24 protein-coding genes are annotated in these 23,978 nt (G+C 74.2%); 10 read left to right on the top strand and 14 right to left on the bottom strand.

The window, feature by feature from the left end; all coding sequences use genetic code 11:
* Positions 1 to 27: 27 nt before the first annotated feature.
* The gene (locus tag ACQEVS_RS22040; RefSeq protein WP_433022926.1) at positions 28 to 705 is read right to left on the bottom strand and encodes a suppressor of fused domain protein; all 678 of its coding nucleotides are present in this window, start codon (positions 703 to 705) and stop codon (positions 28 to 30) included.
* A gap of 484 nt (positions 706 to 1,189) precedes the next feature.
* Between ACQEVS_RS22040 and corA the strand changes: the two genes are divergently transcribed.
* Complete coding sequence (gene corA, locus ACQEVS_RS22035) at positions 1,190 to 2,296, top strand: magnesium/cobalt transporter CorA (RefSeq protein WP_433022923.1); 1,107 nt, start codon at positions 1,190 to 1,192, stop codon at positions 2,294 to 2,296.
* Here the strand turns inward: corA and ACQEVS_RS22030 are convergent.
* Positions 2,274 to 3,257, bottom strand: coding sequence for a DMT family transporter (locus tag ACQEVS_RS22030; RefSeq protein ID WP_433022920.1), 984 nt, complete (start codon positions 3,255 to 3,257; stop codon positions 2,274 to 2,276). The genes corA and ACQEVS_RS22030 overlap by 23 nt on opposite strands.
* A 91-nt stretch (positions 3,258 to 3,348) precedes the next feature.
* On the opposite strand from ACQEVS_RS22030, the gene ACQEVS_RS22025 reads away from it, so the two are divergent.
* Complete coding sequence (locus ACQEVS_RS22025) at positions 3,349 to 3,849, top strand: hypothetical protein (protein WP_433022918.1); 501 nt, start codon at positions 3,349 to 3,351, stop codon at positions 3,847 to 3,849.
* A 185-nt stretch (positions 3,850 to 4,034) separates the two neighbouring features.
* Here the strand turns inward: ACQEVS_RS22025 and ACQEVS_RS22020 are convergent, their stop codons facing one another.
* A complete protein-coding gene (locus tag ACQEVS_RS22020) occupies positions 4,035 to 4,847 on the bottom strand; it encodes a hypothetical protein (protein WP_433022916.1) in 813 nt (270 codons plus the stop codon).
* A gap of 155 nt (positions 4,848 to 5,002) precedes the next feature.
* Here ACQEVS_RS22020 and ACQEVS_RS22015 point away from each other — a divergent pair, with 155 nt between their 5' ends.
* Genes ACQEVS_RS22015 through ACQEVS_RS22005 form a run of 3 tightly spaced genes read left to right on the top strand, consistent with a single transcriptional unit; the run spans position 5,003 to position 8,093 of the window.
* Complete coding sequence (locus ACQEVS_RS22015; protein WP_433022914.1) at positions 5,003 to 6,331, top strand: magnesium transporter MgtE N-terminal domain-containing protein; 1,329 nt, start codon at positions 5,003 to 5,005, stop codon at positions 6,329 to 6,331.
* Positions 6,321 to 6,893, top strand: coding sequence for a DUF1003 domain-containing protein (locus tag ACQEVS_RS22010; protein WP_433022911.1), 573 nt, complete (start codon positions 6,321 to 6,323; stop codon positions 6,891 to 6,893). The genes ACQEVS_RS22015 and ACQEVS_RS22010 overlap by 11 nt, the downstream gene beginning before the upstream one ends.
* A gap of 42 nt (positions 6,894 to 6,935) precedes the next feature.
* Positions 6,936 to 8,093, top strand: coding sequence for an Mrp/NBP35 family ATP-binding protein (locus ACQEVS_RS22005; RefSeq protein WP_433022908.1), 1,158 nt, complete (start codon positions 6,936 to 6,938; stop codon positions 8,091 to 8,093).
* Positions 8,094 to 8,293: 200 nt separating this feature from the next.
* Here ACQEVS_RS22005 and ACQEVS_RS22000 read toward each other — a convergent pair whose 3' ends face one another.
* From ACQEVS_RS22000 to sigE, 5 genes are all read right to left on the bottom strand, one after another.
* Positions 8,294 to 9,076, bottom strand: coding sequence for a hypothetical protein (locus ACQEVS_RS22000; RefSeq protein WP_433022905.1), 783 nt, complete (start codon positions 9,074 to 9,076; stop codon positions 8,294 to 8,296).
* A gap of 114 nt (positions 9,077 to 9,190) precedes the next feature.
* Positions 9,191 to 9,634 carry a sec-independent translocase gene (locus ACQEVS_RS21995; RefSeq protein ID WP_433022903.1) on the bottom strand — a complete coding sequence of 148 codons (444 nt, stop codon included), beginning with the start codon at positions 9,632 to 9,634 and terminating at the stop codon, positions 9,191 to 9,193.
* A gap of 106 nt (positions 9,635 to 9,740) precedes the next feature.
* Positions 9,741 to 12,500, bottom strand: a complete 2,760-nt coding sequence (locus ACQEVS_RS21990; protein ID WP_433022901.1) for a trypsin-like peptidase domain-containing protein — start codon at positions 12,498 to 12,500, stop codon at positions 9,741 to 9,743.
* A 118-nt stretch (positions 12,501 to 12,618) separates the two neighbouring features.
* Positions 12,619 to 13,416 carry a zf-HC2 domain-containing protein gene (locus tag ACQEVS_RS21985; RefSeq protein WP_433022898.1) on the bottom strand — a complete coding sequence of 266 codons (798 nt, stop codon included), beginning with the start codon at positions 13,414 to 13,416 and terminating at the stop codon, positions 12,619 to 12,621.
* Entirely contained in the window at positions 13,413 to 14,186 is a 774-nt protein-coding gene (gene sigE, locus ACQEVS_RS21980) for an RNA polymerase sigma factor SigE (protein ID WP_078588176.1), read from the bottom strand. Before sigE ends, ACQEVS_RS21985 begins: the two co-directional genes overlap by 4 nt.
* A gap of 153 nt (positions 14,187 to 14,339) precedes the next feature.
* Here sigE and ACQEVS_RS21975 point away from each other — a divergent pair, with 153 nt between their 5' ends.
* On the top strand, positions 14,340 to 15,050 hold the full coding sequence (locus tag ACQEVS_RS21975) for an O-methyltransferase (RefSeq protein ID WP_078588175.1): 711 nt from the start codon (positions 14,340 to 14,342) through the stop codon (positions 15,048 to 15,050).
* Between the two features lie 214 nt (positions 15,051 to 15,264).
* On the opposite strand, the gene ACQEVS_RS21970 is transcribed toward ACQEVS_RS21975, so the two are convergent.
* Entirely contained in the window at positions 15,265 to 15,432 is a 168-nt protein-coding gene (locus tag ACQEVS_RS21970; RefSeq protein ID WP_004950282.1) for a DUF3117 domain-containing protein, read from the bottom strand.
* Positions 15,433 to 15,761: 329 nt separating this feature from the next.
* Between ACQEVS_RS21970 and ACQEVS_RS21965 the strand changes: the two genes are divergently transcribed.
* On the top strand, positions 15,762 to 16,562 hold the full coding sequence (locus ACQEVS_RS21965; protein WP_433022895.1) for an enoyl-CoA hydratase-related protein: 801 nt from the start codon (positions 15,762 to 15,764) through the stop codon (positions 16,560 to 16,562).
* Between the two features lie 235 nt (positions 16,563 to 16,797).
* Here ACQEVS_RS21965 and ACQEVS_RS21960 read toward each other — a convergent pair whose 3' ends face one another.
* Complete coding sequence (locus ACQEVS_RS21960; RefSeq protein WP_433022893.1) at positions 16,798 to 17,385, bottom strand: DNA-3-methyladenine glycosylase I; 588 nt, start codon at positions 17,383 to 17,385, stop codon at positions 16,798 to 16,800.
* The gene (locus ACQEVS_RS21955) at positions 17,382 to 17,783 is read right to left on the bottom strand and encodes a hypothetical protein (RefSeq protein ID WP_433022890.1); all 402 of its coding nucleotides are present in this window, start codon (positions 17,781 to 17,783) and stop codon (positions 17,382 to 17,384) included. Before ACQEVS_RS21955 ends, ACQEVS_RS21960 begins: the two co-directional genes overlap by 4 nt.
* A gap of 120 nt (positions 17,784 to 17,903) precedes the next feature.
* Here ACQEVS_RS21955 and folP point away from each other — a divergent pair, with 120 nt between their 5' ends.
* Positions 17,904 to 18,764 carry a dihydropteroate synthase gene (folP, locus tag ACQEVS_RS21950; protein ID WP_433022887.1) on the top strand — a complete coding sequence of 287 codons (861 nt, stop codon included), beginning with the start codon at positions 17,904 to 17,906 and terminating at the stop codon, positions 18,762 to 18,764.
* Positions 18,765 to 18,897: 133 nt separating this feature from the next.
* On the opposite strand, the gene ACQEVS_RS21945 is transcribed toward folP, so the two are convergent.
* Positions 18,898 to 19,647 (bottom strand): TIGR00730 family Rossman fold protein, encoded by a 750-nt coding sequence (locus tag ACQEVS_RS21945; protein ID WP_433022885.1) that lies wholly within the window; start codon positions 19,645 to 19,647, stop codon positions 18,898 to 18,900.
* An 80-nt stretch (positions 19,648 to 19,727) separates the two neighbouring features.
* Positions 19,728 to 20,810, bottom strand: coding sequence for a succinyl-diaminopimelate desuccinylase (dapE, locus tag ACQEVS_RS21940; RefSeq protein ID WP_433022882.1), 1,083 nt, complete (start codon positions 20,808 to 20,810; stop codon positions 19,728 to 19,730).
* Positions 20,811 to 20,977: 167 nt separating this feature from the next.
* Here dapE and ACQEVS_RS21935 point away from each other — a divergent pair, with 167 nt between their 5' ends.
* Together ACQEVS_RS21935 and ACQEVS_RS21930 are read left to right on the top strand one after the other, a co-directional pair.
* On the top strand, positions 20,978 to 21,895 hold the full coding sequence (locus ACQEVS_RS21935; RefSeq protein ID WP_433022880.1) for a hypothetical protein: 918 nt from the start codon (positions 20,978 to 20,980) through the stop codon (positions 21,893 to 21,895).
* A 327-nt stretch (positions 21,896 to 22,222) separates the two neighbouring features.
* Positions 22,223 to 22,672, top strand: a complete 450-nt coding sequence (locus ACQEVS_RS21930) for an ATP-binding protein (RefSeq protein ID WP_433022878.1) — start codon at positions 22,223 to 22,225, stop codon at positions 22,670 to 22,672.
* 156 nt (positions 22,673 to 22,828) lie between these two features.
* Here ACQEVS_RS21930 and dapC read toward each other — a convergent pair whose 3' ends face one another.
* The gene (gene dapC / locus ACQEVS_RS21925) at positions 22,829 to 23,950 is read right to left on the bottom strand and encodes a succinyldiaminopimelate transaminase (protein WP_433022876.1); all 1,122 of its coding nucleotides are present in this window, start codon (positions 23,948 to 23,950) and stop codon (positions 22,829 to 22,831) included.
* Positions 23,951 to 23,978 lie beyond the last annotated feature (28 nt).

Here is a 23,978-nt window from a genome sequence, read left to right as displayed (position 1 = left end):
CCGGAGTGCCGCCCGTCAACCCCGGTGTCAGTCGAGCGGAACGCCCTTGCGCAGCGGGTCCCGCAGGTCCGTACCGTGCCGCAGCCAGCGCTCCTGGAGGGCCGCCGCGCCGTGGACGCGCTTCCACGCGGCCTCGTTGGGGGTCATCGGCAGCAGCGGGAGGAAGCGGACGGGATCCATCGGCGCGTCGAGCGCCAGATCCTCGACCAGCCCGCCGGGCTCGCCGACGAGGACGGCGGTGAAGGAGGCGCCCGGCCACAGCGGCTCGCCGGTGTCCAGGGACGCGCCCGGGGCCACGACCAGGCCCTCCACCTGCGGGGAGGCGGCGAGGACGGCGAGCGGGCGGAGCACCTTGTCGGTGTCGGCGCGGCCGGGGCGGACGGTGAGGAGCAGCTCGGCACGCGGCCCGCGCACCGGGTCGGCCAGCGGGGACGTCGGGTCCGCCATGGGGTGCGCGGACATGCCGAGGGTGACGTACCGGACGGCGTCCCCGCTCCCGGGCGCGGCGTCTCCGCTCCCGGGCGCGGCGTCTCCGCTCCCGGGCGCGGCGTCTCCGCTCCCGGGGGCGGTGTCACCGGCCCGGGGCACGGGGAAGCGGAGGACCTCGATGCGGTCGGTGCCGAGGAAGGTCACCGCGGCGCGGGCGTCCGGTTCCCCGAAGGCGGAGCGGAGTCCGGCCTCGACCCGGGCGAGAACGTCTGACATGCGCCGAGCATAGAACGCGTATCGAACAGGCAAAGCGGGGGATTGACGTCCCGGGCGGCTGCTAGCCTTGGCCTCTGGTCAGGGAGTCACGTCCGTCCCTCAGCGGGGACCGGCCGGAGGAGGTGGGGCTGCGGTGGATCCTAGTCGACCGTGCAGTACCGACAGTTCTCCCGTCTCTCCGCTCCGGACGCGCGTCCCGCGATCCCTGTGATCTGACGCCTTCCATCGCCGGACCCCCGTGCCGGTTCCCGGAAGTCCCTTCGCGCCCGCGGCTCTTGGCGGAAGAACGCTGCCTCAAGCCCCCCTGCAAGTCTTCAGCGAAGTTCTCCGCGAACTGCCGCCGTTCTCGCGGCGCACGAAGCGCGGCCCGCTTCGTGGACGTACGCCTGTGTCGTACCCCGTTCTCCACAGGCCCGCACGTCCCCGTTCCGGGCTGTGTTGCCCCGCGCCCCGACCGGCGGCCGGCCCGTGAATGGAGCCAGCCATGTCGATGATCCGTGACCTGCGCGCCGCCGTCCGTCCCGCCCTGCGCCGCGGCGGTACCCCGTACGAGTACGACGCGACCCGCGACGCGTCCGCCAGCACCGCCGTGGTGGACTGCGCCGTCTACCGCGAGGGGATGCGGGCCAGCGCCCCCTGCGGCCCCGCCGAGGCCATGCGGCGCGTCCGCGCCGACGGCGGGTTCGTCTGGATCGGTCTGCACGAGCCGACGGAGCAGGAGTTCGCGGGCATCGCGCGGGAGTTCAACCTGCACCCGCTCGCGGTGGAGGACGCCGTCCACGCCCACCAGCGGCCCAAGCTGGAGCGGTACGACGACACGCTGTTCACCGTCTTCAAGACGATCCACTACGTCGAGCACGCCGAACTCACCGCCACCAGTGAGGTGGTGGAGACCGGTGAGGTGATGTGCTTCACCGGCGAGGACTTCGTCATCACCGTCCGGCACGGCGGCCAGGGCTCGTTGCGCGCCCTGCGGCACCGGCTGGAGCAGGACCCGCCGCTGCTGGCCAAGGGCCCCTCGGCCGTGCTGCACGCCATCGCCGACCAGGTCGTGGACGGCTACATAGCGGTCGCGGACGCGGTGCAGGACGACATCGACGAGGTCGAGATCGACGTCTTCTCCGCCCCCAGCAAGGGCTCCTCGCGCGGCGGTGACGCGGGCCGCATCTACCAGCTGAAGCGGGAGGTGCTGGAGTTCAAGCGGGCGGTGACGCCGCTGATGCGGCCGATGCAGCTGCTGAGCGAGCGGCCGATGCGGCTGGTCGACCCGGACATCCAGAAGTACTTCCGGGACGTCGCCGACCACCTCGCCCGGGTGCACGAGCAGGTTGTGGCCTTCGACGACCTGCTCAACTCGATCCTCCAGGCCAACCTCGCGCAGGCGTCCGTCGCGCAGAACGAGGACATGCGCAAGATCACGTCCTGGGCGGCGATCTTCGCGGTGCCGACGATGATCGCGGGCATCTACGGCATGAACTTCGAGTACATGCCGGAGCTGAAGTGGAAGTACGGCTATCCCGCGGTCATGGTCCTCACCGTCGCGATCTGTGTGACGATCCACCGCGGTTTCAAGCGGAACGGCTGGCTCTAGCGGTCCGGCGCTCTGCGGCGATCACCAGGGCCAGGCCCGCCAGGATCACCGCGAGCGCCGGATAGGACGCGACCGGCGGCAGCTGCCCCAGCCAGAGCGCCGCTATCAGCGCCGCGCCCGGGGTCTCCAGCAGGATCGCGGTCGAGGTGACGGACGGGCCGAGGCTCTTCACCACCCGGTTGACCAGCGAGTGGCCGAGCAGTTGCGCGGTGGCCGTCAGCAGCACCAGCTGCGCCCAGGCGCCGCCGTCGTACGGGCCGAGCGAGGCGCCGGACACCAGGCAGGCCGCCAGCAGGGCGACGGTGGTCGTCGCGTAGCAGACCAGGGTGTACGGGACGGTGGCCACCGTCCGCCGCACCTCCGCGCCCAGCAGGACGTACCCCGCCGCCGCCATGCCGCCCGCCAGCGCGAGGCCGTCCCCGGCCAGGGCGCGCGGCGAACCCGAGAGGTCCACACCGGTGAGGACGACCACGCCGAGGAAGGCCAGCGCCGTGCCCGCCCAGGCCACGGCGGGCTGCCGTCGGCCGCGCAGCCGGAGCAGGATCATCGTCCATATCGGGGTGGTGGTGACCAGCGCGGTCGAGGAGGCGACGGAGGTCATGCCGAGGCTCGGCAGCCACACGCCGAAGTGCAGCGCGAGCAGCGCCCCGGCGGCGACGGACAGCAGCACCGCCCGGCGGCTCATGGCGCGCAGCGCGGCGCGGTGCCGCAGCAGCGCGACCGGGGTGAGCACGCCCACCGCCATGGCGTTGCGCCAGAACGCGATGGCGAGCGCGGGGACGGCCGTGATGTGGGCGATGAGCGGCGCGGACAGGGCGAGCCCGGCGACGGCGACCAGCAGGAGGACGAGGTCGAGGGACACCAGGGACGCTGCCGCCCGCCCGGTGGCCGGCCGCGCCGCGGGAAGCGGTGTCGTCGCGACCGCGGGGGCGGCCGGCCGCTCGGTACGGGAATCACTCACGCCCCAAGCCTAGGCCGCAACATCGCGCAGGGTAACCGGAATCATCGGCGCACGGAGGGACGAACCGGCGCGTGGCCCTAGAGTTGGGCGCATGACGGAGACGCGGGCGCTGATCGAAGAGGCTGCCAAGAAGTCCGGCCTGATCTGGGTCCAGGGCCCCACCGGGCCCAGCCGTGCCCTGTGGCACGTCTGGCACGAGGGCGCGGTCCTCGTCGTCGGCGGCCCCGGCGAGCAGCCGCTCGACGGCCTCGGCCTCGTCGACGGCGGCACCGCCTCGGTGACGGTCCGCAGCAAGGACAAGGGCGGCCGGCTCGTCGCATGGACCGCCGCGGTCGCCGAACTCGCCCCGGACGGTGAGCAGTGGACCGCCGCGGTCGCGGAACTCAAGGGCAAGCGGCTGAACGCTTCCGACGCGGAGACGATCGCCGAGCGGTGGGCGCGGGAGTGCCGGGTCCTCCGGCTGACCCCCACCGGCGCGACCACGCCCCTGCCCGACGGCTCGCTCGCGGCCGTGCCGCTTTCGACTCCGGCGACGACGCGGCGGGCGATGCCGGCGGGGTTGCCGCGGCTGCTGCGGGGGCGCGGCCGCTGAGGCCCCTGCGGGGGGCTGTGCCCCGGTCCCTCCCCTTCGCCGATTCCTGGGGCTGCGCCCCAGACCCCCTTTTCGCGGCTTCGCCGCTCGTCCTCAAGCGCCGGACGGGCTATATCAGCCCGTCCGGCGCTTGAGGGCAACCACGCGGAGCGCGGTTTCGGGGGCGCGGGGGCGGGACCGGGGCATCACCCCCCGGCGGGAAGCCGTTTGCCATAGTCCAGCGTCTGCCCCTTCTCCGGCACGCGCAGCGAAAACCCCTTCCCCCACTCCGCGAAGTTCACTTCCCCCGCACCTCCCGCCCGCTGCAACCGCAACGGATACGGCGTCCCGTCCAGGGACACGTCCAGCACGCCGCCGGCCCCCCGCGCGTCCCCCGCCGTAAGGCGGATGGAGCGCGTGCCCCCGACCGTCCCGTGGTCCCCACGGAGCAGCTTGCCGTGCAGCCCGAGAAGGCCGTCGAGCAGCGTGTTCTTGTCGGTGAAACCGCGCAGTTGCCGATAAGCGGGATCGCCGGACGGCACCTTCACGTACTTGCCGTTGAGCTTCTGGGCCGCCGTGGCGAGGTCGCCCTTGCCCTTCTTGCCGGGGGATCCGGCGGCGCCGGCTCCCGGCGCCGGGACCGGGTTCGGGCCGCCGCCCGGGCCGGCGCCCGCCCCGCCGCGGGCCCAGAACGCCGCGTCCCCCTTGACGAACAGTTCGTCGCCGACGCGCAGCAACTCGAAGGCGACGTCCCCCGAGGTGACCTTGCCGCTGCCGCCGTCCTGCTTCAGCCGGACGTCGATCCGGTAGGTGCGCCCCTGGCTGACGACGCTGCCCGACAGGTGGACGGCGTCGGCGCCGCGGGCGGCCTCCCGGGCCCGTTCCTGGATCGCCGCTGCCTTGAGCTTGCCCACGCCGTTGGTGCCCGCGTCCGGGTCCTCCTTGCCGCCGCACGCCACCAGGCCCGTGGACAAGCCCACGCACAGGGCCCCCACGAGAGCCGCCTTCCGGGTTCGCACCTGCTCCTGCCTCCTGTCAGCGCCCGATACGGCAGCGTACTCGCGCGCCCTTCCCCCGCGGACCGCCCAGGTACCGCGAGGCGGCACCGCGCGGCCGGTCACGTTAGCCTGAACCGGACAACGGCCGGGGGCGGCCGGCGGAGGAGGTGTGCGGCATGGCGGCGAGCGTCCGCGTATTCGTGTCGCATCTGTCCGGTGTGGCCGTCTTCGACCCGAACGGCGACCGGGTCGGCCGGGTACGCGACGTGGTGGCGATGCTCCGGGTCGGCGCCCGGCCGCCGCGCGTGCTGGGCCTGGTCGTCGAGGTCGTCAGCCGGCGCGTCATCTTCCTGCCGATGACCCGGGTGACGGGCGTGGAGTCCGGCCAGGTCGTCACCACCGGCGTCGTCAACATGCGCCGCTTCGAACAGCGTCCGACGGAGACCCTGGTCCTGGGCGAACTGCTGGACCGCCGGGTGCGGCTCGTCGCCAGCGGGGACGAGGTCACCGTCCTCGACGTGTCGATCACCCAGCTCCACGCCCGCCGCGAGTGGGAGATCGACAAGGTCTTCGTCCGGCGCGGCAAGGGCGGGGCGCTGCGCCGTAAGGGGGAGACCCTGACCGTCGAGTGGTCGGCCGTCACCGGCTTCTCCCTGGAGGAGCACGGGCAGGGCGCCGCCAGCCTGCTGGCCACCTTCGAGCAGCTGCGCCCCGCCGACCTCGCCAGCGTCCTGCACCACCTGTCCCCCAAACGGCGTGCCGAGGTGGCCGCCGCCCTCGACGACGACCGGCTCGCGGACGTCCTGGAGGAGCTGCCGGAGGACGACCAGATCGAGATCCTCGGCAAGCTGAAGGAGGAGCGCGCGGCCGACGTCCTGGAGGCGATGGACCCCGACGACGCGGCCGACCTGCTCTCCGAGCTGCCCGAGGAGGACAAGGAGCGGCTGCTCACCCTGATGCAGCCGGGGGACGCGGCGGACGTGCGCCGGCTGCTGGCGTACGAGGAGCGGACGGCGGGCGGTCTGATGACGACCGAACCGATCGTGCTGCGGCCCGACGCCACCGTCGCGGACGCCCTCGCCCGGGTCCGCAACCCCGACCTCTCCCCCGCGCTCGCCGCCCAGGTGTACGTCTGCCGGCCGCCCGACGAGACGCCCACCGGCAAGTACCTGGGGACCGTCCACTTCCAGCGGCTGCTGCGCGACCCGCCGTTCACACTCGTCGGTTCGATCACCGACACGGATCTGCGCCCGCTGCCCCCGGACACCCCGCTGCCCGCCGTGACGAGCTACCTGGCGACGTACAACATGGTGGCGGCGCCCGTGGTGGACGCCGGCGGCTCGCTGCTGGGGGCGGTCACCGTGGACGACGTACTGGATCACCTGCTGCCGGACGACTGGCGGGAGACGGAACTGCACCAGGGTGCCCTGGGTATGAGCGCGATGGCGGGAACGGGCGGGACGGAAGAAGCGGACGAGCCGGGGGAGGCGAGGGATGGGGAGTGACCGGGGCCGAGAGCACGGCCCATCGCGCGAGCGGGTGAAGGAACGGTCCGCTGTCCCCGCGGCCCAGCGCGGCCGGCTGGACCAGCCGCAGCAGAAGCGACGCCGCTGGCTCCCGGAGTACGACCCGGAGGCGTTCGGCCGGACCTCGGAGGAGATCGCCCGCTTCCTGGGCACCGGCCGGTTCATCGTCTGGATGACGGTCGTCATCGTGGTGTGGGTGGTGTGGAACACCACCGCCCCCGGGCATCTGCGCTTCGACAGCTACCCGTTCATCTTCCTCACCCTGGTGCTCTCCCTCCAGGCGTCGTACGCCGCCCCGCTGATCCTGCTGGCGCAGAACCGGCAGGACGACCGCGACCGCGTCAACCTGGAGCAGGACCGGGAGCAGAACGAGCGGTCCATCGCCGACACCGAGTACCTGACGCGGGAGATCGCCGCGCTGCGGATGGGGCTCGGCGAGGTGGCGACGCGGGACTGGATCCGCTCCGAGTTCCAGGACCTGATCAAGGAGCTGGAGCAGCGCCGGGTATTCCCGGAGGAGAGTGAGGAACGCGACCGCTGACGGCCTTACCCCGCTGTCGGTGGTCGGCCGTACCATCAGGGCATGGCTACCGAGACCCCTGTCACCGTCCCCGCCGAAGAGGCGGTGCGCGCCGCGCTCGCGACGGTGAACGACCCCGAGATCCACCGGCCCATCACCGACCTGGGCATGGTGAAAACCGTCGACATCGCGGCGGACGGCTCGGTCGCGGTGGCGGTCTACCTGACGGTGGCCGGCTGCCCGATGCGGGAGACGATCACGGAGAACGTGCGCACGGCGGTCGCCGGTGTGGCGGGTGTCACCGGTGTGACGGTCGAACTGGACGTGATGGGCGACGAGCAGCGGCGCGAGCTGGCCGCCACGCTGCGCGGCGGGGTCGCGGAGCGCGAGGTCCCGTTCGCCAAGCCCGGTTCGCTGACCCGCGTCTACGCGGTGGCCTCCGGCAAGGGCGGCGTCGGCAAGTCCTCCGTGACGGTCAACCTGGCGGCGGCGATGGCGGCCGACGGGCTGAAGGTCGGCGTCGTGGACGCGGACATCTACGGCCACTCGGTCCCCCGGATGCTGGGCGCCGAGGGCCGCCCCACCCAGGTCGAGAACATGATCATGCCGCCGTCGGCGAACGGCGTGAAGGTCATCTCCATCGGCATGTTCACCCCCGGGAACGCGCCGGTCGTCTGGCGCGGCCCGATGCTGCACCGCGCACTCCAGCAGTTCCTCGCGGACGTCTACTGGGGCGACCTCGACGTCCTGCTCCTCGACCTGCCGCCGGGCACCGGCGACATCGCCATCTCCGTCGCCCAGCTGGTGCCCAACGCGGAGATCCTGGTGGTGACGACGCCTCAGCAGGCCGCCGCCGAGGTCGCCGAGCGGGCCGGCTCCATCGCCGTGCAGACGCACCAGAAGATCGTCGGCGTAGTGGAGAACATGTCCGGGCTGCCCTGCCCGCACTGCGACGAGATGGTCGACGTCTTCGGCACCGGCGGCGGCCAGCTCGTCGCCGACGGCCTCACCCGCACCACCGGCGCCACCGTCCCCGTACTGGGCTCGATCCCGATCGACGTCCGGCTGCGCGAGGGCGGCGACGAGGGCAGGCCCGTCGTGCTGACCGACCCCGACTCGCCGGCCGGCAGCGCGCTGCGCGCCATCGCGGGCAAGCTGGGCGGGCGGCAGCGGGGACTGTCGGGGCTGTCGCTGGGGATCACGCCGCGCAACAAGTTCTGAGCGGCGGCCCCTTCGGCGGGGGCGTCGGTGGCCGGGGCGGGCACGGTTGCCCGCCCGGGCGTCAGCCGGTGCCGGGCGCCCCTCGGCGCGGGCCGTCGACGCGTGTCCGGCCGCGGCCCCTGCCGGGCTCCGGTCCGTACCGGGGGTCGGCCTGCGTCAGGCGCAGCCTGTCCCGGGTCAGTCGGGGCCTGTCCCGGGCTTCAGCCCGTGTACGACGCGATGTCCTCGATGACCGCGAAGCCCATGCCGTAGGCGCTCATCCCGCGCCCGTACGCGCCGATGTGCACACCCCCGGCGCAGCCCCCGGTTCCGCAGGAGCCGCCGTCGCCGCCGTGGCCGCAGGCGTGCGGGGCGGAGCCGGCGAGCACCCAGCCGTACTCGGACTCGCGGTAGCGGAAGTCGGCGGAGACGCCGTCGACCGGCAGGGAGAGCGTGGTCCAGGGGGCCTCGTCGAGGTGGTCGGCCAGCTCCCAGGCGAGGGCCGTCTGCTGGTCGAGCCAGTTCTGCCGCAGGGCCCGCTCCATGCGGGCGGGCCAGGTGCAGGCGAGGAGGCCGGCGCCGGCGAGCCAGGCCGCCGAGGAGACGGAGGTGGCCTCCAGCACGCCCGTGCCGTCGGCGCTGCGGCGCACCGGGCGGCTGGCGACGGTCACGACGACCGAGAAGCGCTGTCCGTCGGAGAGGGTGCCGGCCTTGTCGAACCGGTCGGGTTTGGTGGGCCGGCCGGGGCGTCCCGAGCGCAGCGTGGGTTCCGCGCCGTGGCCCGTGGCGCCGTGCTCCACCGTGCCGTCGGCGGCCGTGCCGACCTGCAGCAGCCAGCGGCGTCCGGTGAACGTGGCGTCCAGCCCGTACCAGGGGAACGCCGCCTGGAGGTAGCCGTCGAGGGGTCGCCGGTCGCCGGGTGCCCGTTCCGGCTCGTCCGGTCCCCCGGGGAGGGCCTCCCCGGCGGACGCTCCGGCCGTCACTGCCCGACTGGTGGTCTCCATCTGCGCGGCGCCTCCTCGTTGCCCGTCGTGCCCGGCCTGCCGCTCCGGCGAGCGCCGTCGACCCGGACAAGGGGAGGATAGCCACCCGCGTCAATGGGGCAGCGCAGGCGTGGCTCAGGTGGCGTCGGAGTCGAACGGAGGTCGTTCGCCCGGCTGGACGGGCCCCTTCTTGAGCAGGTCCGGCTTCTTGACCAGGTCCGGCCCGCCGGAGGACGACGAGGCGGCCGGCTCGGGGTCGCGGCCGTGCACCACGTCGGCCACGTCGGCCATCTCCGAGCGGAAGTCGAAGCCGTTGCGGATCTCCTTCAGCCCGAGCTCGTCCTTGTCGAGGACGTGCTTGCGGACGAAGGTGCGCGGGTTGAGGTCCTCGAACTCGAAGTCCTTGAACTCGGGCCCCAGCTCGGACCGGATGTCCTCCTTGGCGCTCTCCGAGAACTGCCGCAGCTTGCGCAGGGTCCGCGACACGTCCTGGATCATCTTCGGCAGTTTGTCCGGACCGAAAATGAGCAGAGCGAGGACGACGAGCGCGATCAGCTCGGGAAGTCCTATGTCGAGCACCTGCAGCTCCTTGATGCGTGGGCGGCCCAGGGGTTCAGGCCGCCTCTCACGGTACCTGGCCCGGCGGGCACTGCGGGAGACGGCCGGGCCAACATCGGGCCAAGGGTCAGCTCGAACTGGCCGTCCCGAGGGTCATCCGAACCGTCCTCTCCTTGCCGTCACGCTCGACCGTGAGGGTGAGGTGGTCGCCCGGGCGGTGGCTGCGGATCTTGACGATGAGCTCCTGACCACTGCGGACGGGCACGTCGTCGACCTTCTTGATGACGTCGCCGGGGGCGATGCCCGCCTTCTCGGCCGGGCCGCCCGGGGTCACGGGGGTGCCGCCGCCGCCCTTGGGATTCACCCGGGCGCCCTCACCCTGGTACTCCATGTCGAGTGACACACCTATCACCGGATGGGTGGCCCGGCCGGTGTTGATCAGCTCCTCGGCCACCCGCTTGGCCTGGTTGATCGGGATGGCGAAGCCGAGACCTATGCTCCCGCCCTGACCGCCCGACTCCGACGAGCCGCCGGCCGAGCGGATGGCGCTGTTGATGCCGATGACCCGGCCGCGCGAGTCCACGAGGGGGCCGCCGGAGTTGCCCGGGTTGATCGGGGCGTCCGTCTGGAGGGCGTCGACGTAACTGACGTCACTGCCGTCCCCCTTCTTGCCGCCGGCGGTGATCGGGCGCGCCTTGGCGCTGATGATGCCCGTGGTGACGGTGCCGGCGAGGTCGAACGGGGCGCCGATGGCGACGACCGAGTCGCCGACGTGTACGGAGTCCGAGTTGCCCAGCGGCAGCGGGGTGAGCCCGGAGACGCCCTTGACCTTGACGACGGCCAGGTCGTAGCCGCTGTCGCGGCCGATGACGGTGGCCTTGGCGGTCTGGCCGCCGTTGAACGTCACCTGTATCTCGCCGCCGTCGCCGGCCGGCTCGACGACGTGGTTGTTGGTGAGGATGTGGCCCTTGCCGTCCAGGACGAAGCCGGTGCCGGTGCCCTGGCCGCCGCTGCCGCGCACGTGCAGGGTGACGACGCCGGGCAGGGCGCGGGCCGCGATGCCCGCGATGCTTCCCGGGTCGCGGTCGGCCTTGTCGGCGGGCGCCTGGGGCAGCGTCACCCGGTGGCCCGGCCCGCCGTCCCGCTCCAGCCACGCCCCGATCCCGCCCCCGATCCCACCGGCCACCAGGGCCACGACGAGCGCACCGGTGACCAGCCGGGACCTGCTGACGGGCTTCCCGGCGGCCTTCGCCTCCGGCTCCCGGCCGCCGCCCGCGCCCCCGGCCCAGGGGTCGTACTGCCAAGGCCCGACGGGCCCTGCCGGCGCCCCGGGCCCGTACGCGACGGGGGCGGGGGCGGCCGGGTAGCCGTAGCCGACGGGGGCGGGCGCCACGGGGGCGTACGGGTGCGGCGCGATGGGGGCACCGGGCGCGGGCTGCCCGGCCATGGCGGCGGGCTGCCGCGGATGCGGCGCTCCCGCGCCGGGCTGCGGCCCGACCGGCGCCTCGACGGCCATGGGGGCGGCGGAAGGCCGGTGGCCGTCCGGGGCGTACGGGTGCGGGTGCGGGTGCCGCGCGTCCGCGCCGGGCTGCGGCCCGGCCGCCGCCTCGACGGCCGAGGCGGCGGCGGAAGACTGGTGAACGTCCGGGGCGTACGGGTGCGGATGCCGCGCGTCCCCGCCGGGCTGCTGCCCGGCGTCCGGCGCGCCCGGGGCGGACGGGGGCCGGGCGGCGGCCATCTGCTCGCGCGGCGCGGGGGAAGCCGCCGGCGCGGGGGCGTGCGGAAGCCGCGCGTCGGCCGGCTCACCGCCGCCGGCGGGACCCTGCGCGGCGGGTACGGACGGAGGTCGCGGCGCGGGCGTGGGCGAGCGCCGCGCGTCGCCGCCGTTCCGCGCGTCCGCGCCCGGCGCGGGCGCGGCGGGCGGCTCCAGGGGGTACGAGTCCGGCCCACCGGACGGGTGGTCCTCCGGGACGGTGAAGTGCGGGTCGTCGTCCGCCGGCGCCGCGGAGGCGGCCGAACGGCCGGGCACGGCCGGACCCTGGGGGCCGGAGGCGGACGGCGTCCGGGCGGCGTCGAACGGCTCCTCACCCGTGCTGGGAGCGGACGCCGCCGTCGGCGCGCCCGGAGGCGGGGTGTCGGCGGAGCCGTCCTGCTCCGTCGCGGGAGCAGACGTACCGGGCAGGGCTCCGGAGGGACGGCCCGCCTCGGTGGCGGCGTCCGGGCCGTGGCTCGGCGGCGCCGTGGCGGCCGGCGGCCGGTCGGCGGGGACCGCCGCGCCGGTGGGGGCCGGACCGGTCGGGCGGGTGCCGGGCTCGGGGGCCGCCGGGGAGCGGGAGGCGTCCTGGCTCGGTGCGGGGGCGGCCGAGGACGGCGGCGAAGCGGGCCGTGGGGGCTGCGGCGCGGCGTGCCCCGGAGGCACGGCGTCCTGCGGCGGGGTCGCCGAGTACGCCACCGGCGGTACGGCGGGCTGCGGCGCGGCCGTCGGGTGGCCCGACGTCGCGGTGCCCTGGGCGGGCGCCGTCGGGTACGCCCCCGGCGGCACCGCGTCCCGGACCGGAGCGGCCGCCGTGGGCGGCACGGCGTGCTGCTCCCCGCCCGTCCGGTACCCCGCGGGCGGCACCGTGCCGCCTGCGGGGGGCGTACCGGGTGCCTGGGGGTGGCCGTCGAGGGCCGAGTACGGCCAGGCGGCCGTGGCCGGGGGCGGAGTGGTGACCGTGGGGTGCTGGACCGGGGGAGCCGGGGCCCAGGGGCCCGGGCGGCCGTAGGGGGGCGTCCCGTACGGGTCCGGGTCGTGCAGCGGCTTCCCGCCCCGCTCCGGGTGCCCGGTCGCGTCCGACGGGGAGCCGTCCTGGCGGGTCGGCGGCACCGGTGCCTTGCCCTCGTTCATTTCTGCTCCCCCACGATGCGTCCACGAGCCGCGGCATCCAGCGGGATGCCCGGCCCACCGGCGATTCAACCAGGTGCCGGTGGGCGCGGAGCAGGGTACCCGGCCTGTCAGGTGCGCATCAGCGTGTGCCGACCGCCTGGCGGGGCATCCGGAAGGGGACGGCGACCGGCAGGGCGGGCGGTATGACCAGCGCGGCCCGGGTGACGGGCGGCCGGGCGGGCCGTCCGGAGTCCGGCGCGGACGTGCGGGAGCCGCCCGAGCGGCCCCGGTCCGGTCTGCGGCCCTCACCGGTGCCGCCGCGGGCCCCGCCGGTGCCCAGGGCGCCGCCGCCGGGCCCGGAGAGGGCGAGCGGGTTGAGCGGGTGGGACACCCTGGGGTTCTCGGGGCGGGCCCGCGGTGCCTCCACGGCGGTCCGCAGCGGCTCGGCGCCGACCAGGGCGAAGGCCGCTATCGTGACGGCCCCCGCCGCCGCGAAGGCGATCCGGCGGCCGCGCGACGGGCTCCGTCCCACCTCGTGGACCCGGAAGCCGCGGTCAGGGGCCGTCAGGGCACCCGCCGGCAGCAGGGCGAAGGCGTCCGCCCGGGGACCGAAGCCGTCGCCGCGCTCGGTGCCGCCGCGGCCGCCGGGACGGTCGTCGGCCACCGCCCCCGGCCCCGCCGGGCCGTCCGGGCCGCCCATGGCCGGCAGGCTCTGGAGCCGGGCCAGCAGCCCTTCCGAGAGCTGCGGCGGCGCAGCCTCCGCGAACACGCTTTTGAGCCGGCGCTGTGCGTCGGCCTCCGCCTTGCAGGTCCAGCAGGTGGCCAGGTGGGCGAGCACCCGCTCCCGCGCATCGTGTCCCAACTCCCCGTCGACCAGGGCCGCGAGGCGGTCGCCGAGATGGATCTCGGCGGGGGACTGACCGCCTGAACCGGTCACGCGATCCCGACCTCCCCACTCAGCCGGGCGCCGGGGGCCGCCCCGGCCAGGGCCCGCTGCTCGGCGCGGGCGGAGGGCGAGCGGTGCCGCAGCGCCTTGCGCAGATGGGAACGGCCGCGGTGGATGCGGCTGCGGACGGTGCCGAGCTTCACCCCGAGGGTCGCCGCGATCTCCTCGTAGGAGAGGCCCTCGATGTCGCAGAGGACCACCGCGGCGCGGAACTCGGGCGCCAGCGTGTCCAGCGCCTGCTGCACGTCCGCGTCGAAGTGCGTGTCGTTGAAGTGCTGCTGGGGGGAGGGCTCACGGCTGGGGAGCCGCTCGGCCGCGTCGTCGCCCAGCGCGTCGAAGCGGATGCGCTGGCGGCGGCGGACCATGTCGAGGAACAGGTTGGTGGTGATGCGGTGCAGCCAGCCCTCGAACGTCCCCGGCGTGTACGTGGACAGCGAACGGAAGACCCGGACGAAGACCTCCTGCGTCAGGTCCTCGGCGTCGTGCTGATTCCCGGTCAGGCGATAGGCGAGGCGGTAGACCCGTGCGCTGTGCGTGCTGACGATCTCCTCCCAGGTGGGAGGAGTCCACGCCGGCGCGTCCGCGTCGGTGGCGAACGTCGCGGTCGCGGTCTTGCGGGCGGCGGAACGGTCAGCGGTGTCGGTCACGGATTTCGGCTCCGCGGCGGACCGGCGGAAGCGCCTCAGCACTCCCCGGCGGTCACCGTTCGAAGCCGCACCTCCCCTGTCGGCTCTGGTGGTGTCCAGTGGAGCCCCTACCATATCCACCTCGCCCGTTAGCTCCGGATAAGCATTTTTGACCTGCTTTTGGGATTGATCCGCGACCCGGACCCCCGACCGGGGCCACCGGCCCCTCGCCCCGCTCACCGCCCCTCCCCTCAGGGTCCCTCACACCCCGTCAACGCATGGTCCCATCTGCGGGTTCCCGACAGCAGCGGATACAGTCACCGTTGCGTCGACACATGGGGACAGGAGAGGGCCATTACCGGCAACCGGCAGACGAGCTGGGCGTTCGCCGATGCGTACGGCGTCGAGCACATCGAGGACCCCGCACTGCTCTGGGCACGCGACCGGGCCCACGAGGCGGGCCTCCGCTCGGTGTCGTCCGGCACCGGCTCCGCGCTGCGCCTGCTGGCCGCCGCCGTGGACGCCAAGGCCGTCGCGGAGATCGGCACCGGCACCGGCGTCTCCGGCCTGCACCTCCTGCACGGCATGCGGCCGGACGGCGTCCTCACCACCGTGGACAGCGACCCCGAGTGCCAGCAGTTCGCCCGGCAGGCGTTCCGCGCCGCCGGCTTCGCGGGCAACCGCGCCCGGTTCATCCCCGGCCGCGCGCTGGAGGTGCTGCCGCGACTGGCGGACGGCGGATACGACCTGGTGTTCTGCGACGGTGACCGGCTGGAGTACCTCGACTACCTAGCGGAATCGTTGCGCCTGCTGCGGCCCGGCGGGGTGGTCTGCTTCGAGGGCGTCTTCGCGGACGGCCGGACGGTGGACTCGGCCGCCCAGCCGGCGGAGGTGCTGCGGCTGCGCGAACTGCTGAGGGTGGTCCGGGAGTCGGCGGTGCTGCTGCCGTCGCTGCTGCCGGTGGGCGACGGGCTGCTGTGCGCGGCCCGGCGGGGCTGACGGGGACGGGGCCTCGGGGTGGCGGTCGAGCTCGCCGCCGGGCCCGAACGTCGGGCTCGGCCGTCGGTTTCCGGCCATCGGCGGCCGGCCGGAGCGGAACCCTCCGGGAATTCGTCCGGAAACCGTCCGGAACATGAGAAGCCCCTGCCCCGGCGGGCCGGATGTACCGGCCGCCAGGACAGGGGAAGTCAGCGAAAGACCCGCGGTCCGGGTGTCAGACGACGACGTTCTTCAGGGCGTCGGCAAGAGCCGCCGCCTCGTCCGGGGTCAGCTCGACGACGAGACGACCGCCGCCTTCGAGCGGAACCCGCATGACGATGCCCCGCCCCTCCTTGGTCACCTCGAGCGGGCCGTCGCCCGTCCGCGGCTTCATGGCCGCCATGCTCGTTCCCCTTCCTGAAACCAGCTCATCGTCAGCCGACGACCCCTCCGAAGGGCACGTGTCACCGGCATCGAACACATTGCTTCCAGGCCATTATCCCGCATCGCGCGACCCAATGACCAACATCGGTCGGCATCCCTTCGGCAACACGCTCCGGCAAAACCACTCAATTCGGCGATTGCCCGGTGCCTGCTCGGTAACTGCGCACCCGCACAGAGGAACGATTCTTTGACTTCTTTGACGCAGGTCACATGCCGGCCCCCTGTGCTTCACGGGCTTCTGCGGCAAGCTGACCGCTGACCGCAGTCATTCCGAGGGAGGGACGCACCATGGCCGACACCGTGCTGTACGAGGTGGCCGACGGGCTCGCGACGATCACCGTGAACCGGCCCGACGCCATGAACGCGTTGGACACCGCCACCAAGGTGGCCCTCCGCGACGCCGTCCTGCGGGCCGCGGAGGACGACGCCGTCCGCGCCGTCCTCCTCACCGGCTCCGGCCGTGCCTTCTGCGTCGGCCAGGACCTCAAGGAGCACACCGCCTCGCTGGCCGCCGACCGCGAGCACGGCACCACGCGGACCTGGGAGACGGTCAAGGAGCACTACTCCCCCATCACCCTCGCCCTCGCCGAGATGCCCAAGCCGGTCGTCGCCGGGGTGAACGGGGTCGCCGCCGGGGCCGGCGCGGGCTTCGCCTTCGCCGCGGACTACCGGATCGTCGCCGACACGGCCTCCTTCAACACCGCCTTCGCCGGAGTGGCCCTCACCGGGGACTCCGGGGTCTCCTGGACCCTGCCGCGGCTGGTGGGGCACAGCCGGGCCATGGATCTGCTCCTCTTCCCGCGGAACGTGTCCGCTTCGGAGGCGCTCTCCCTTGGCCTCGCGCACAAGGTCGTGCCCGCGGGCGAGCTGCTTGCCGAGGCCACCGCCGTCGCCCGGCGGCTCGCCGAGGGGCCGACGCTCACGTTCGCCGCGATCAAGCAGGCGTTGGCGTTCGGGGCGGATCATTCGCTCGCCGAGACGTTGGCGGTGGAGGAGGTTCTCCAGACCCGGGTGGGCGGGTCGGAGGATCACCGCGCCGCGGTCGAGGCGTTTCTCCGGAAGGAGCGGCCCCGGTTCGTGGGGCGGTGAGGTTGCCCCGGTCCCGCCCTTTCGCCGTTTCCTGGGGCTGCGCCCCAGGCCCCCTTTTCGCGGCTTCGCCGCTCGTCCTCAAACGCCGGACGGGCTGAATAGGGCGCCCACTCCAGCCCGTCCGGCGTTTGAGGACAACCGCGCGGAGCGCGGTTTCGGGGATGCGGGGGCTTGCCCCCACAGGAAACGGCGAATGGGGGTGCCCCCTCTGGGGGAGGGACCGGGGCAACCCCCCTCACCCCCGCACGTGGCACCCCGCCAAGTGATCGTTCACCACCCCACACGCCTGCATCAGCGCATAAGCCGTCGTCGGCCCCACGAACCGGAACCCCCGCCTCTTCAGCTCCTTCGACAGCGCCGTCGACTCCGGCGTCAGCGGTGGCACGTCCGCCGCCGTCCGCGGCACCGGGCGGGCCCCGGCGGCCGGGGCGAAGGACCAGACCAGCGAGGTGAGCTCGCCGGGGGCCCACTCGGCGGCCACCTTCGCGTTCGCCAGCGCCGCACTGATCTTGGCGCGGTTGCGGATGATCCCCGGGTCGGCGAGCAGCCGCTCCGCGTCCGTCTCCGTGAAGGCCGCGACCTTGGCGATGGAGAAGCCGGCGAAGGCGGCGCGGAAGCCCTCGCGGCGGCGGAGGATCGTCAGCCAGGAAAGGCCGGACTGGAACGCCTCCAGGCATATCCGTTCGAACAGGGCGTCGTCACCGCGCACCGGAACGCCCCACTCCGTGTCGTGGTAGCGGCGGTAGTCCTCCCGGGACGGTTCCTCCAGCCCCCACGGGCACCGCGCCAAGCCGTCCGGCCCGATCACCACTCCGTCGGTCACCGCTGCTCCCCCTCGTCGTTCCCGGCCGTCCCCCGGCCGTCCGCCTTGTCCATGACCGTCTTGTCCATGACCGGCTTGTCCGCCGTGACCGCGCCCCGCGCCTCCGCGCGGGCCCCCGCCAGGGCCGCCTCCAGTTCGGCGATGCGCGCGTCCCGCTCGGCCAGTTCGGCGGCGAGGCGGTCCAGCACGTCGTCGGTGTCGGTCATGCGGTAGCCGCGCACGGCCACCGGGAGCCGCAGGCCGTCGACGTCCGCGCGGGCCAGCGGCCGGTCCGGGGGCAGCGACCAGGCGGTGCGGTCCGGCTCCGCCTCGGGCAGCACGCCGTCACGACCGCTCAGCACGGCCAGCGTGACCGCGCCGACCACCACGACCAGCGCGATGAGCAAGAACCAGAACACGAGCCTCTCCCCGGGGTGCCGGCGGACGGATTCCGTCGGTCGATCCGTCCTCCCCGATCGTGCCATGCCGCACTGACAGTTAAGGTCGCTCACGGACCACGACAAGGGAGTGCGGGAAGAATGCTGCGGCTGGGACGACGCGAGTTCGGGGCCCACGAGCCGGTGATCATGGCGATCGTCAATCGGACGCCCGACTCGTTCTACGACCGGGGGGCCACCTTCCAGGACGAGCCCGCGCTGGCCCGGGTCGAGCAGGCGGTGGCCGAGGGCGCCGCGATCATCGACATCGGCGGGGTGAAGGCCGGTCCCGGCGAGGAGGTGACGGCCGAGGAGGAGGCCCGGCGGACGGTCGGCTTCGTCGCCGAGGTGCGCCGCCGCCACCCGGACGTCGTGATCAGCGTGGACACCTGGCGGCACGAGGTCGGCGAGGCGGTGTGCGAGGCCGGCGCGGACCTGCTGAACGACGCGTGGGGCGGGTTCGACCCCCGGCTGGCCGAGGTCGCCGCCCGGCACGGCGCCGGCCTGGTCTGCACCCACGCGGGCGGCGTCGCGCCGCGCACCCGCCCGCACCGGACCGTGTACGAGGACGTGATGGCGGACATCCTGCGGGTCACCGTGGGACTGGCCGAACGGGCCGTCGCCCTCGGGGTGCGGCGCGACGGCATCATGATCGACCCCGGGCACGACTTCGGGAAGAACACCCGGCACTCGCTGGAGGCCACCCGGCGGCTCGGCGAGATGACGGAGACCGGCTGGCCGGTGCTGGTCTCGCTGTCCAACAAGGACTTCGTGGGCGAGACCCTGGACCGCCCGGTCAAGGAGCGGCTCCTGGGGACGCTGGCCACGACCGCGGTGTCGGCCTGGCTGGGCGCCCGGGTGTACCGGGTGCACGAGGTGGCGGAGACCCGGCAGGTGCTGGACATGGTGGCGTCCATCGCCGGCCACCGGGAACCGGCGGTGGCCCGGCGCGGCCTGGCGTAGCCGAGCCGTCAACGGAAGCCGAGCGCACGAAGCGGAGCTGGGCGTACGGAGCGGTGCGGGGCGCACGAAGCGGTGCGCACGAGCGGGGCGGGGGCGCCGGACCGACGAGGCCGCGCCCCCTGCTCACCGGCCCCTACGCCCCCGCCTCCTTCGTCACCAGCGCGATGGCCTCCTCCACGTCGTCCGTCACATGGAACAGCTGGAGGTCGTGCGCCCCCACCTTGCCCTCCGCCACCAGCGTGTCCTCGATCCACCGCACCAGTCCGCTCCAGTACGCCGAGCCGAAGAGGACGATCGGGAACCGCGTCACCTTCTTCGTCTGCACCAGGGTGAGCGCCTCGAACAGCTCGTCCAGCGTGCCCAGCCCGCCCGGCAGCACCACGAAGCCGCTCGCGTACTTCACGAACATCGTCTTGCGGACGAAGAAGTAGCGGAAGTCCACCCCCAGGTTCACATAGGGGTTGATGCCCTGTTCGAAGGGCAGCTCGATGCCGAGGCCGACGGAGACGCCGCCCGCCTCCATCGCGCCCTTGTTCGCCGCCTCCATCGCGCCGGGTCCGCCGCCGGTGATCACGGCGAAGCCGGCCTCGACCAGGCCCCGGCCGATCGCGGTCGCGGCCTCGTACTCCGGCGAGTCCCGCCGGGTCCGGGCGGAACCGAACACGCTGATTGCCGGGGGCAGTTCGGCGAGGGCGCCGAAGCCCTCGACGAACTCGGACTGGATGCGCAGCACCCGGAACGGGTCCTCGTGCACCCAGTCCGCCGTACCCCGGGTGTCCAGCAGATGCTGGTCCGTGGTGCCCTGCTGCATCTGCCCATGGCGTCGCAGCACCGGTCCCCGGCGCTGCTCCCGCCGCATGCGCGCCCCGTCGGAATTGACCATTCCGTGCTCCCTCCGCTGCCGTTGGTGCAGTTCAGCGTAGGCCCAACGGACGACGAGCGGGGTGCCCGGGCGGCGTTGGATCAGGCCGTCAGCCAGGCCCGCAGCCGTTCCTCGCACTGGTGGATCCGTGCCACCACCACGTGTTCGTCACGCTTGTGCGCGTACAACGGGTCCCCGGGACCGTAGTTGACGGCGGGCACCCCGAGGGCGGCGAACCGGGACACGTCGGTCCAGCCGAACTTGGGCCGCGCGCTGCCGCCGACCGCCGCCATGAAGGCCGCCGCGGCCGGGTGGGAGAGGCCGGGCAGGGCGCCGCCGGAGTGGTCGTCGACGGTCATCTCCGTGACGCCGCAGCCCTCGAACACCTCGCGGACGTGGGCCAGCGCCTCCTCCGGCGTGCGGTCCGGCGCGTAGCGGAAGTTCACCGTCAGGGTGCACTCGTCGGGGATCACGTTGTTCGCCACCCCGCCGCCGATGCGGACGGCGTTGAGGCCCTCGTGGTACCGGAGGCCGTCGATGACGGGCCGGCGCGGCTCGTAGGCGGCCAGCCGGGCGAGGGCCGGCGCGGCGGCGTGGATCGCGTTGGAGCCCATCCAGCTCCGGGCGGAGTGGGCGCGTTCGCCCTCGAAGCGGAGGATCACCCGCAGGGTGCCCTGGCAGCCGCCCTCCACCTCGCCGTCGGAGGGTTCGAGGAGGACGGCGAAGTCGCCCGCCAGCCAGTCCGGGTGGGCCTCGGCGACGTGCCCGAGGCCGTTGAGGTGGGCGGAGACCTCCTCGTTGTCGTAGAAGACGAAGGTGAGGTCGCGGTTGGGCTCGGGGACGGTCGCGGCGACGCGCAGCTGGACCGCGACGCCCGCCTTCATGTCGCTGGTGCCGCAGCCCCAGAGCACGCCGTTATCGTCCAGCCGCGAGGGGACGTTGTCGGCGATGGGCACGGTGTCGATGTGCCCGGCGAGGACGACGCGTTCGGCGCGGCCGAGGCGGGTGCGGGCGACGACGTTGTTGCCGTGCCGGTCCACCGTCAGGTGCGGGAACGCGCGCAGGGCCCGCTCGATGGCGTCGGCGAGCGGTCCCTCCGTACCGCTGACCGACGGGAAGTCGACGAGTCGGGCGGTGAGCGCGGCGGCGTCGAGGGACAGGTCGAGTGCGGCGGCGTGGTCCATGCAGGCGACTCTAACCCGGAGCCGCGGGGACCGGCCCGGTCCGGACGGGCCGCCCGTCCGGGACCCCCCGTCACCGGAATCGCCCCCTCCGTCCGCGGCCCGTCCGCCCTGACACCGCGTACGGACGAAGCGGCCCGCCACCCGCCCCGTCAAGTAACGTGGGCCGCATGCCCCCGATCTTCGCTGTCCGCCGCGGCCGACTGCTGCGCGTCGGGTCCGCCTGCGGAGTACTGCTGGCGCTGGCCGGATACCTGGTGGCGCACTACCTGACGGCCGGCCCGGGCGCCCCGCGCTGCACCGTGCGCGTGGACGGGGAGTCGTACTCGATCGACCCCGAGCAGGCGGGGAACGCCTCGGCCATCACCGCCGTGGGGACGACGCGCGGGCTGCCGGAGCGGGCCGTGACGATCGCCCTGGCCACCGCGATGCAGGAGTCGGGGCTGCGCAACATCCACCACGGCGACCGGGATTCGCAGGGCCTGTTCCAGCAGCGGCCGACGCAGGGCTGGGGCACGGCCCGTCAGATCACCGATCCGGTCTACGCGTCGGGCTCTTTCTACGAGCACCTCGTCCAGGTGCCGGGCTACTCGCGGCTGCCGCTGACGGTGGCGGCGCAGAAGGTGCAGCGCAGCGGTTTCCCGCAGGCGTACGCGAAGCACGAGCCGGGGGCGTCGCTGCTGGCGGCGGCGCTGACCGGACGGGCCCCGGCCGCGTTCAGCTGCGCGACGAGCCCCAGTGACGGGAAGCCGGGCGATCCGGCGGCGCTGCGGGCGAAGCTGCGGCGGGACTTCGGCGCGGAGGTGCTGCCGGCCGCCGAGACCGCCGGGCGGCAGGGCGCCGCGGCGTCCCGGACGGTGACCGTCCCGGCCCGTCCGGTGCCGACGGCGGCGACGGACGACGGGCCGCGGCGACGCGGCTGGGAGCTGGCGTCCTGGGCGGTGGCGAACGCGGCCGAGCTGCGCATCACCCGGGTGGCGTTCGACGGCCGGGTGTGGACCGCCGAGGAGTCGCGGGCCGGCTGGCGCACGGAGACGGGCCGCGCCGGCGAGGGCTCGGCGGCCGTACGGATCACCACCGCCCAGTAGACCGCTCAGCAGTGCGACCGTGCCCCCGTCGGGGGCATTCGCCGGAACGAGAGGTTGTCGCCCGGGAGGGCGGGGTATACGTCGCCGCCCGATGCGGCGGTTTCATGCCGCGCCGCTGGTGAACAGAGGATTGTCGGCCTTTTCCCTCCCCCGGACGCCCGACTGGTTTGCCCGATTGTTCATAGAACTGATAATGCGACGCATTACCAACTCTTTACACAAGGCCACCGCAACCTTCGGGGGGCTCGGACGGTAGTCACTGCGTCCGCACGCCGGACAGCGAACGACAGTCAGACCCGTCGAAGCACACCCCGTCGAAGGAGCAACATGTCCCTCCCCCTCACGCGTCGGATCGCCCAGGTCGCCCTGCTCGTCGCGGCGGGCGCCGCCCCCGTCGTCGGCGCGGCCGGCGCGGCGAGCGCGGACGCCCTCAAGGCCCCCGAGCTGGGCGGTCTGACCGCGGTGGACGCCACCCAGGTGGGCAACCACGTCGAGACGGTCTCCAAGACGGCCGACGCGGTGACGACGGACGCGGGCAACAAGGTCGTGCACACCGCCCTGCCCGCCGCCAAGAAGGCGCTGGGCACCACCAGCACCACCGGCAAGGCCACCCTGCACTCCGGCCAGAAGACCGCGGGCCACCTGGCGGGCACCACCGGTTCGGCGGTCGGCGGCGCGGCCAAGGCCGTGGGCAAGGGCGGCACGGTCGGCAAGGGCCTGCCCACCGACCAGCTCGCGGGCGGCGGCGTGACCAAGTCCCTGCCCCTCGGCGACTGAACCTGCCGGACCGTACGCGGCGATCCGGTCGCCGCGCCGGTCCGGGGCCGCGTCCACCGGCCCGCGGACCGGACGGCACCACCGCCGGCCACTCGTCCGGCACGTGAAGGGCCCGGGATCCCCCGGGCCCTTCACGCGTGCGCGGAGACCGGCGGCTCAGCCTGCCAGGCGGCGGACGGCCGCCTCCACCCGCTCGTCGGTCGCGGTGAAGGCGATCCGCACGAAGCGCTCGCCCGCGGCGCCGTAGAACTCGCCGGGCGCGACGAGGATGCCGAGCTTCGACAGCTCCCCGACGGTGTCCCAGCACGGCTCGTCCCGCGTGGCCCACAGGTACAGCGACGCCTCGCTGTGCTCGATGCGGAACCCGGCGCCCTCGAAGGCGGCCCGCAGGGCGGCCCGGCGGCGGGCGTAGCGCGCCCGCTGCTCGTCGACGTGCGCGGTGTCGCCGAGCGCGGCCACCGTGGCGGCCTGCACCGGCGCGGCGACCATCATCCCGCCGTGCTTGCGGATCCGCAGCAGCTCGCCGAGCACGGCCGCGTCGCCGGCGAGGAACGCGGCCCGGTAGCCGGCCAGGTTGGAGCGCTTGGACAGCGAGTGGACGGCGACGATGCCGTCGTACGAGCCCCCGCAGACGTCCGGGTGGAGGACGGAGACCGGCTCGGTCTCCCAGCCCAGCTCCAGGTAGCACTCGTCGCTGACGAGCAGGACGCCGTGCTCGCGGGCCCAGGCGACCGCGCGGCGCAGCTCGTCCGCCGGCATGACGCGGCCGGTGGGGTTCGAGGGCGAGTTCAGCCAGAGGAGCCTGAGACCGGCCGGGTCGAGCTCCGCCACCGCGGCGTCGGACGCGAAGGTCTCCGCGTCGTAGACGACGGGCTCGGCGCCCGCCAGCCGCGCCCCCACCTCGTACGTCGGGTAGGCGAGCCGCGGGTAGGCGACCTTGTCGCCCGCCCCGAGGCCGAGCTGGGTGGGCAGCCAGGCGACCAGTTCCTTGGAGCCGACCACCGGCAGCACGTTCTCGTGCGCCATCCCGCGGGCGCCCAGCCGGCGCTCCGTCCAGCCGGTGAGCGCGTCGCGCAGCGCGGCCGTGCCCCAGACCGTCGGATAGCCGGGGCTGTCCGCCGCCTCGGCGAGGGCCCGGCGGACCAGCGCGGGCACCGGGTCCACGGGAGTGCCCACGGAGAGGTCCACGATGCCGTCGGGGTGCGCGGCGGCCGTGGCCTTGTAGGGCTCCAGGCGGTCCCAGGGGAAGACGGGGAGGCGGGAGGAGACTGCGGTCACGCTGGGCTGCTCGCTCTCTTGCGCTGAG

The organism is Streptomyces sp. CA-181903 (genome assembly GCF_050937075.1).
Classification (GTDB): domain Bacteria; phylum Actinomycetota; class Actinomycetes; order Streptomycetales; family Streptomycetaceae; genus Streptomyces.
The sequence above is the reverse complement of the archived record's forward strand: the minus strand, read 5'-3'. Positions and strand labels throughout refer to the sequence as shown.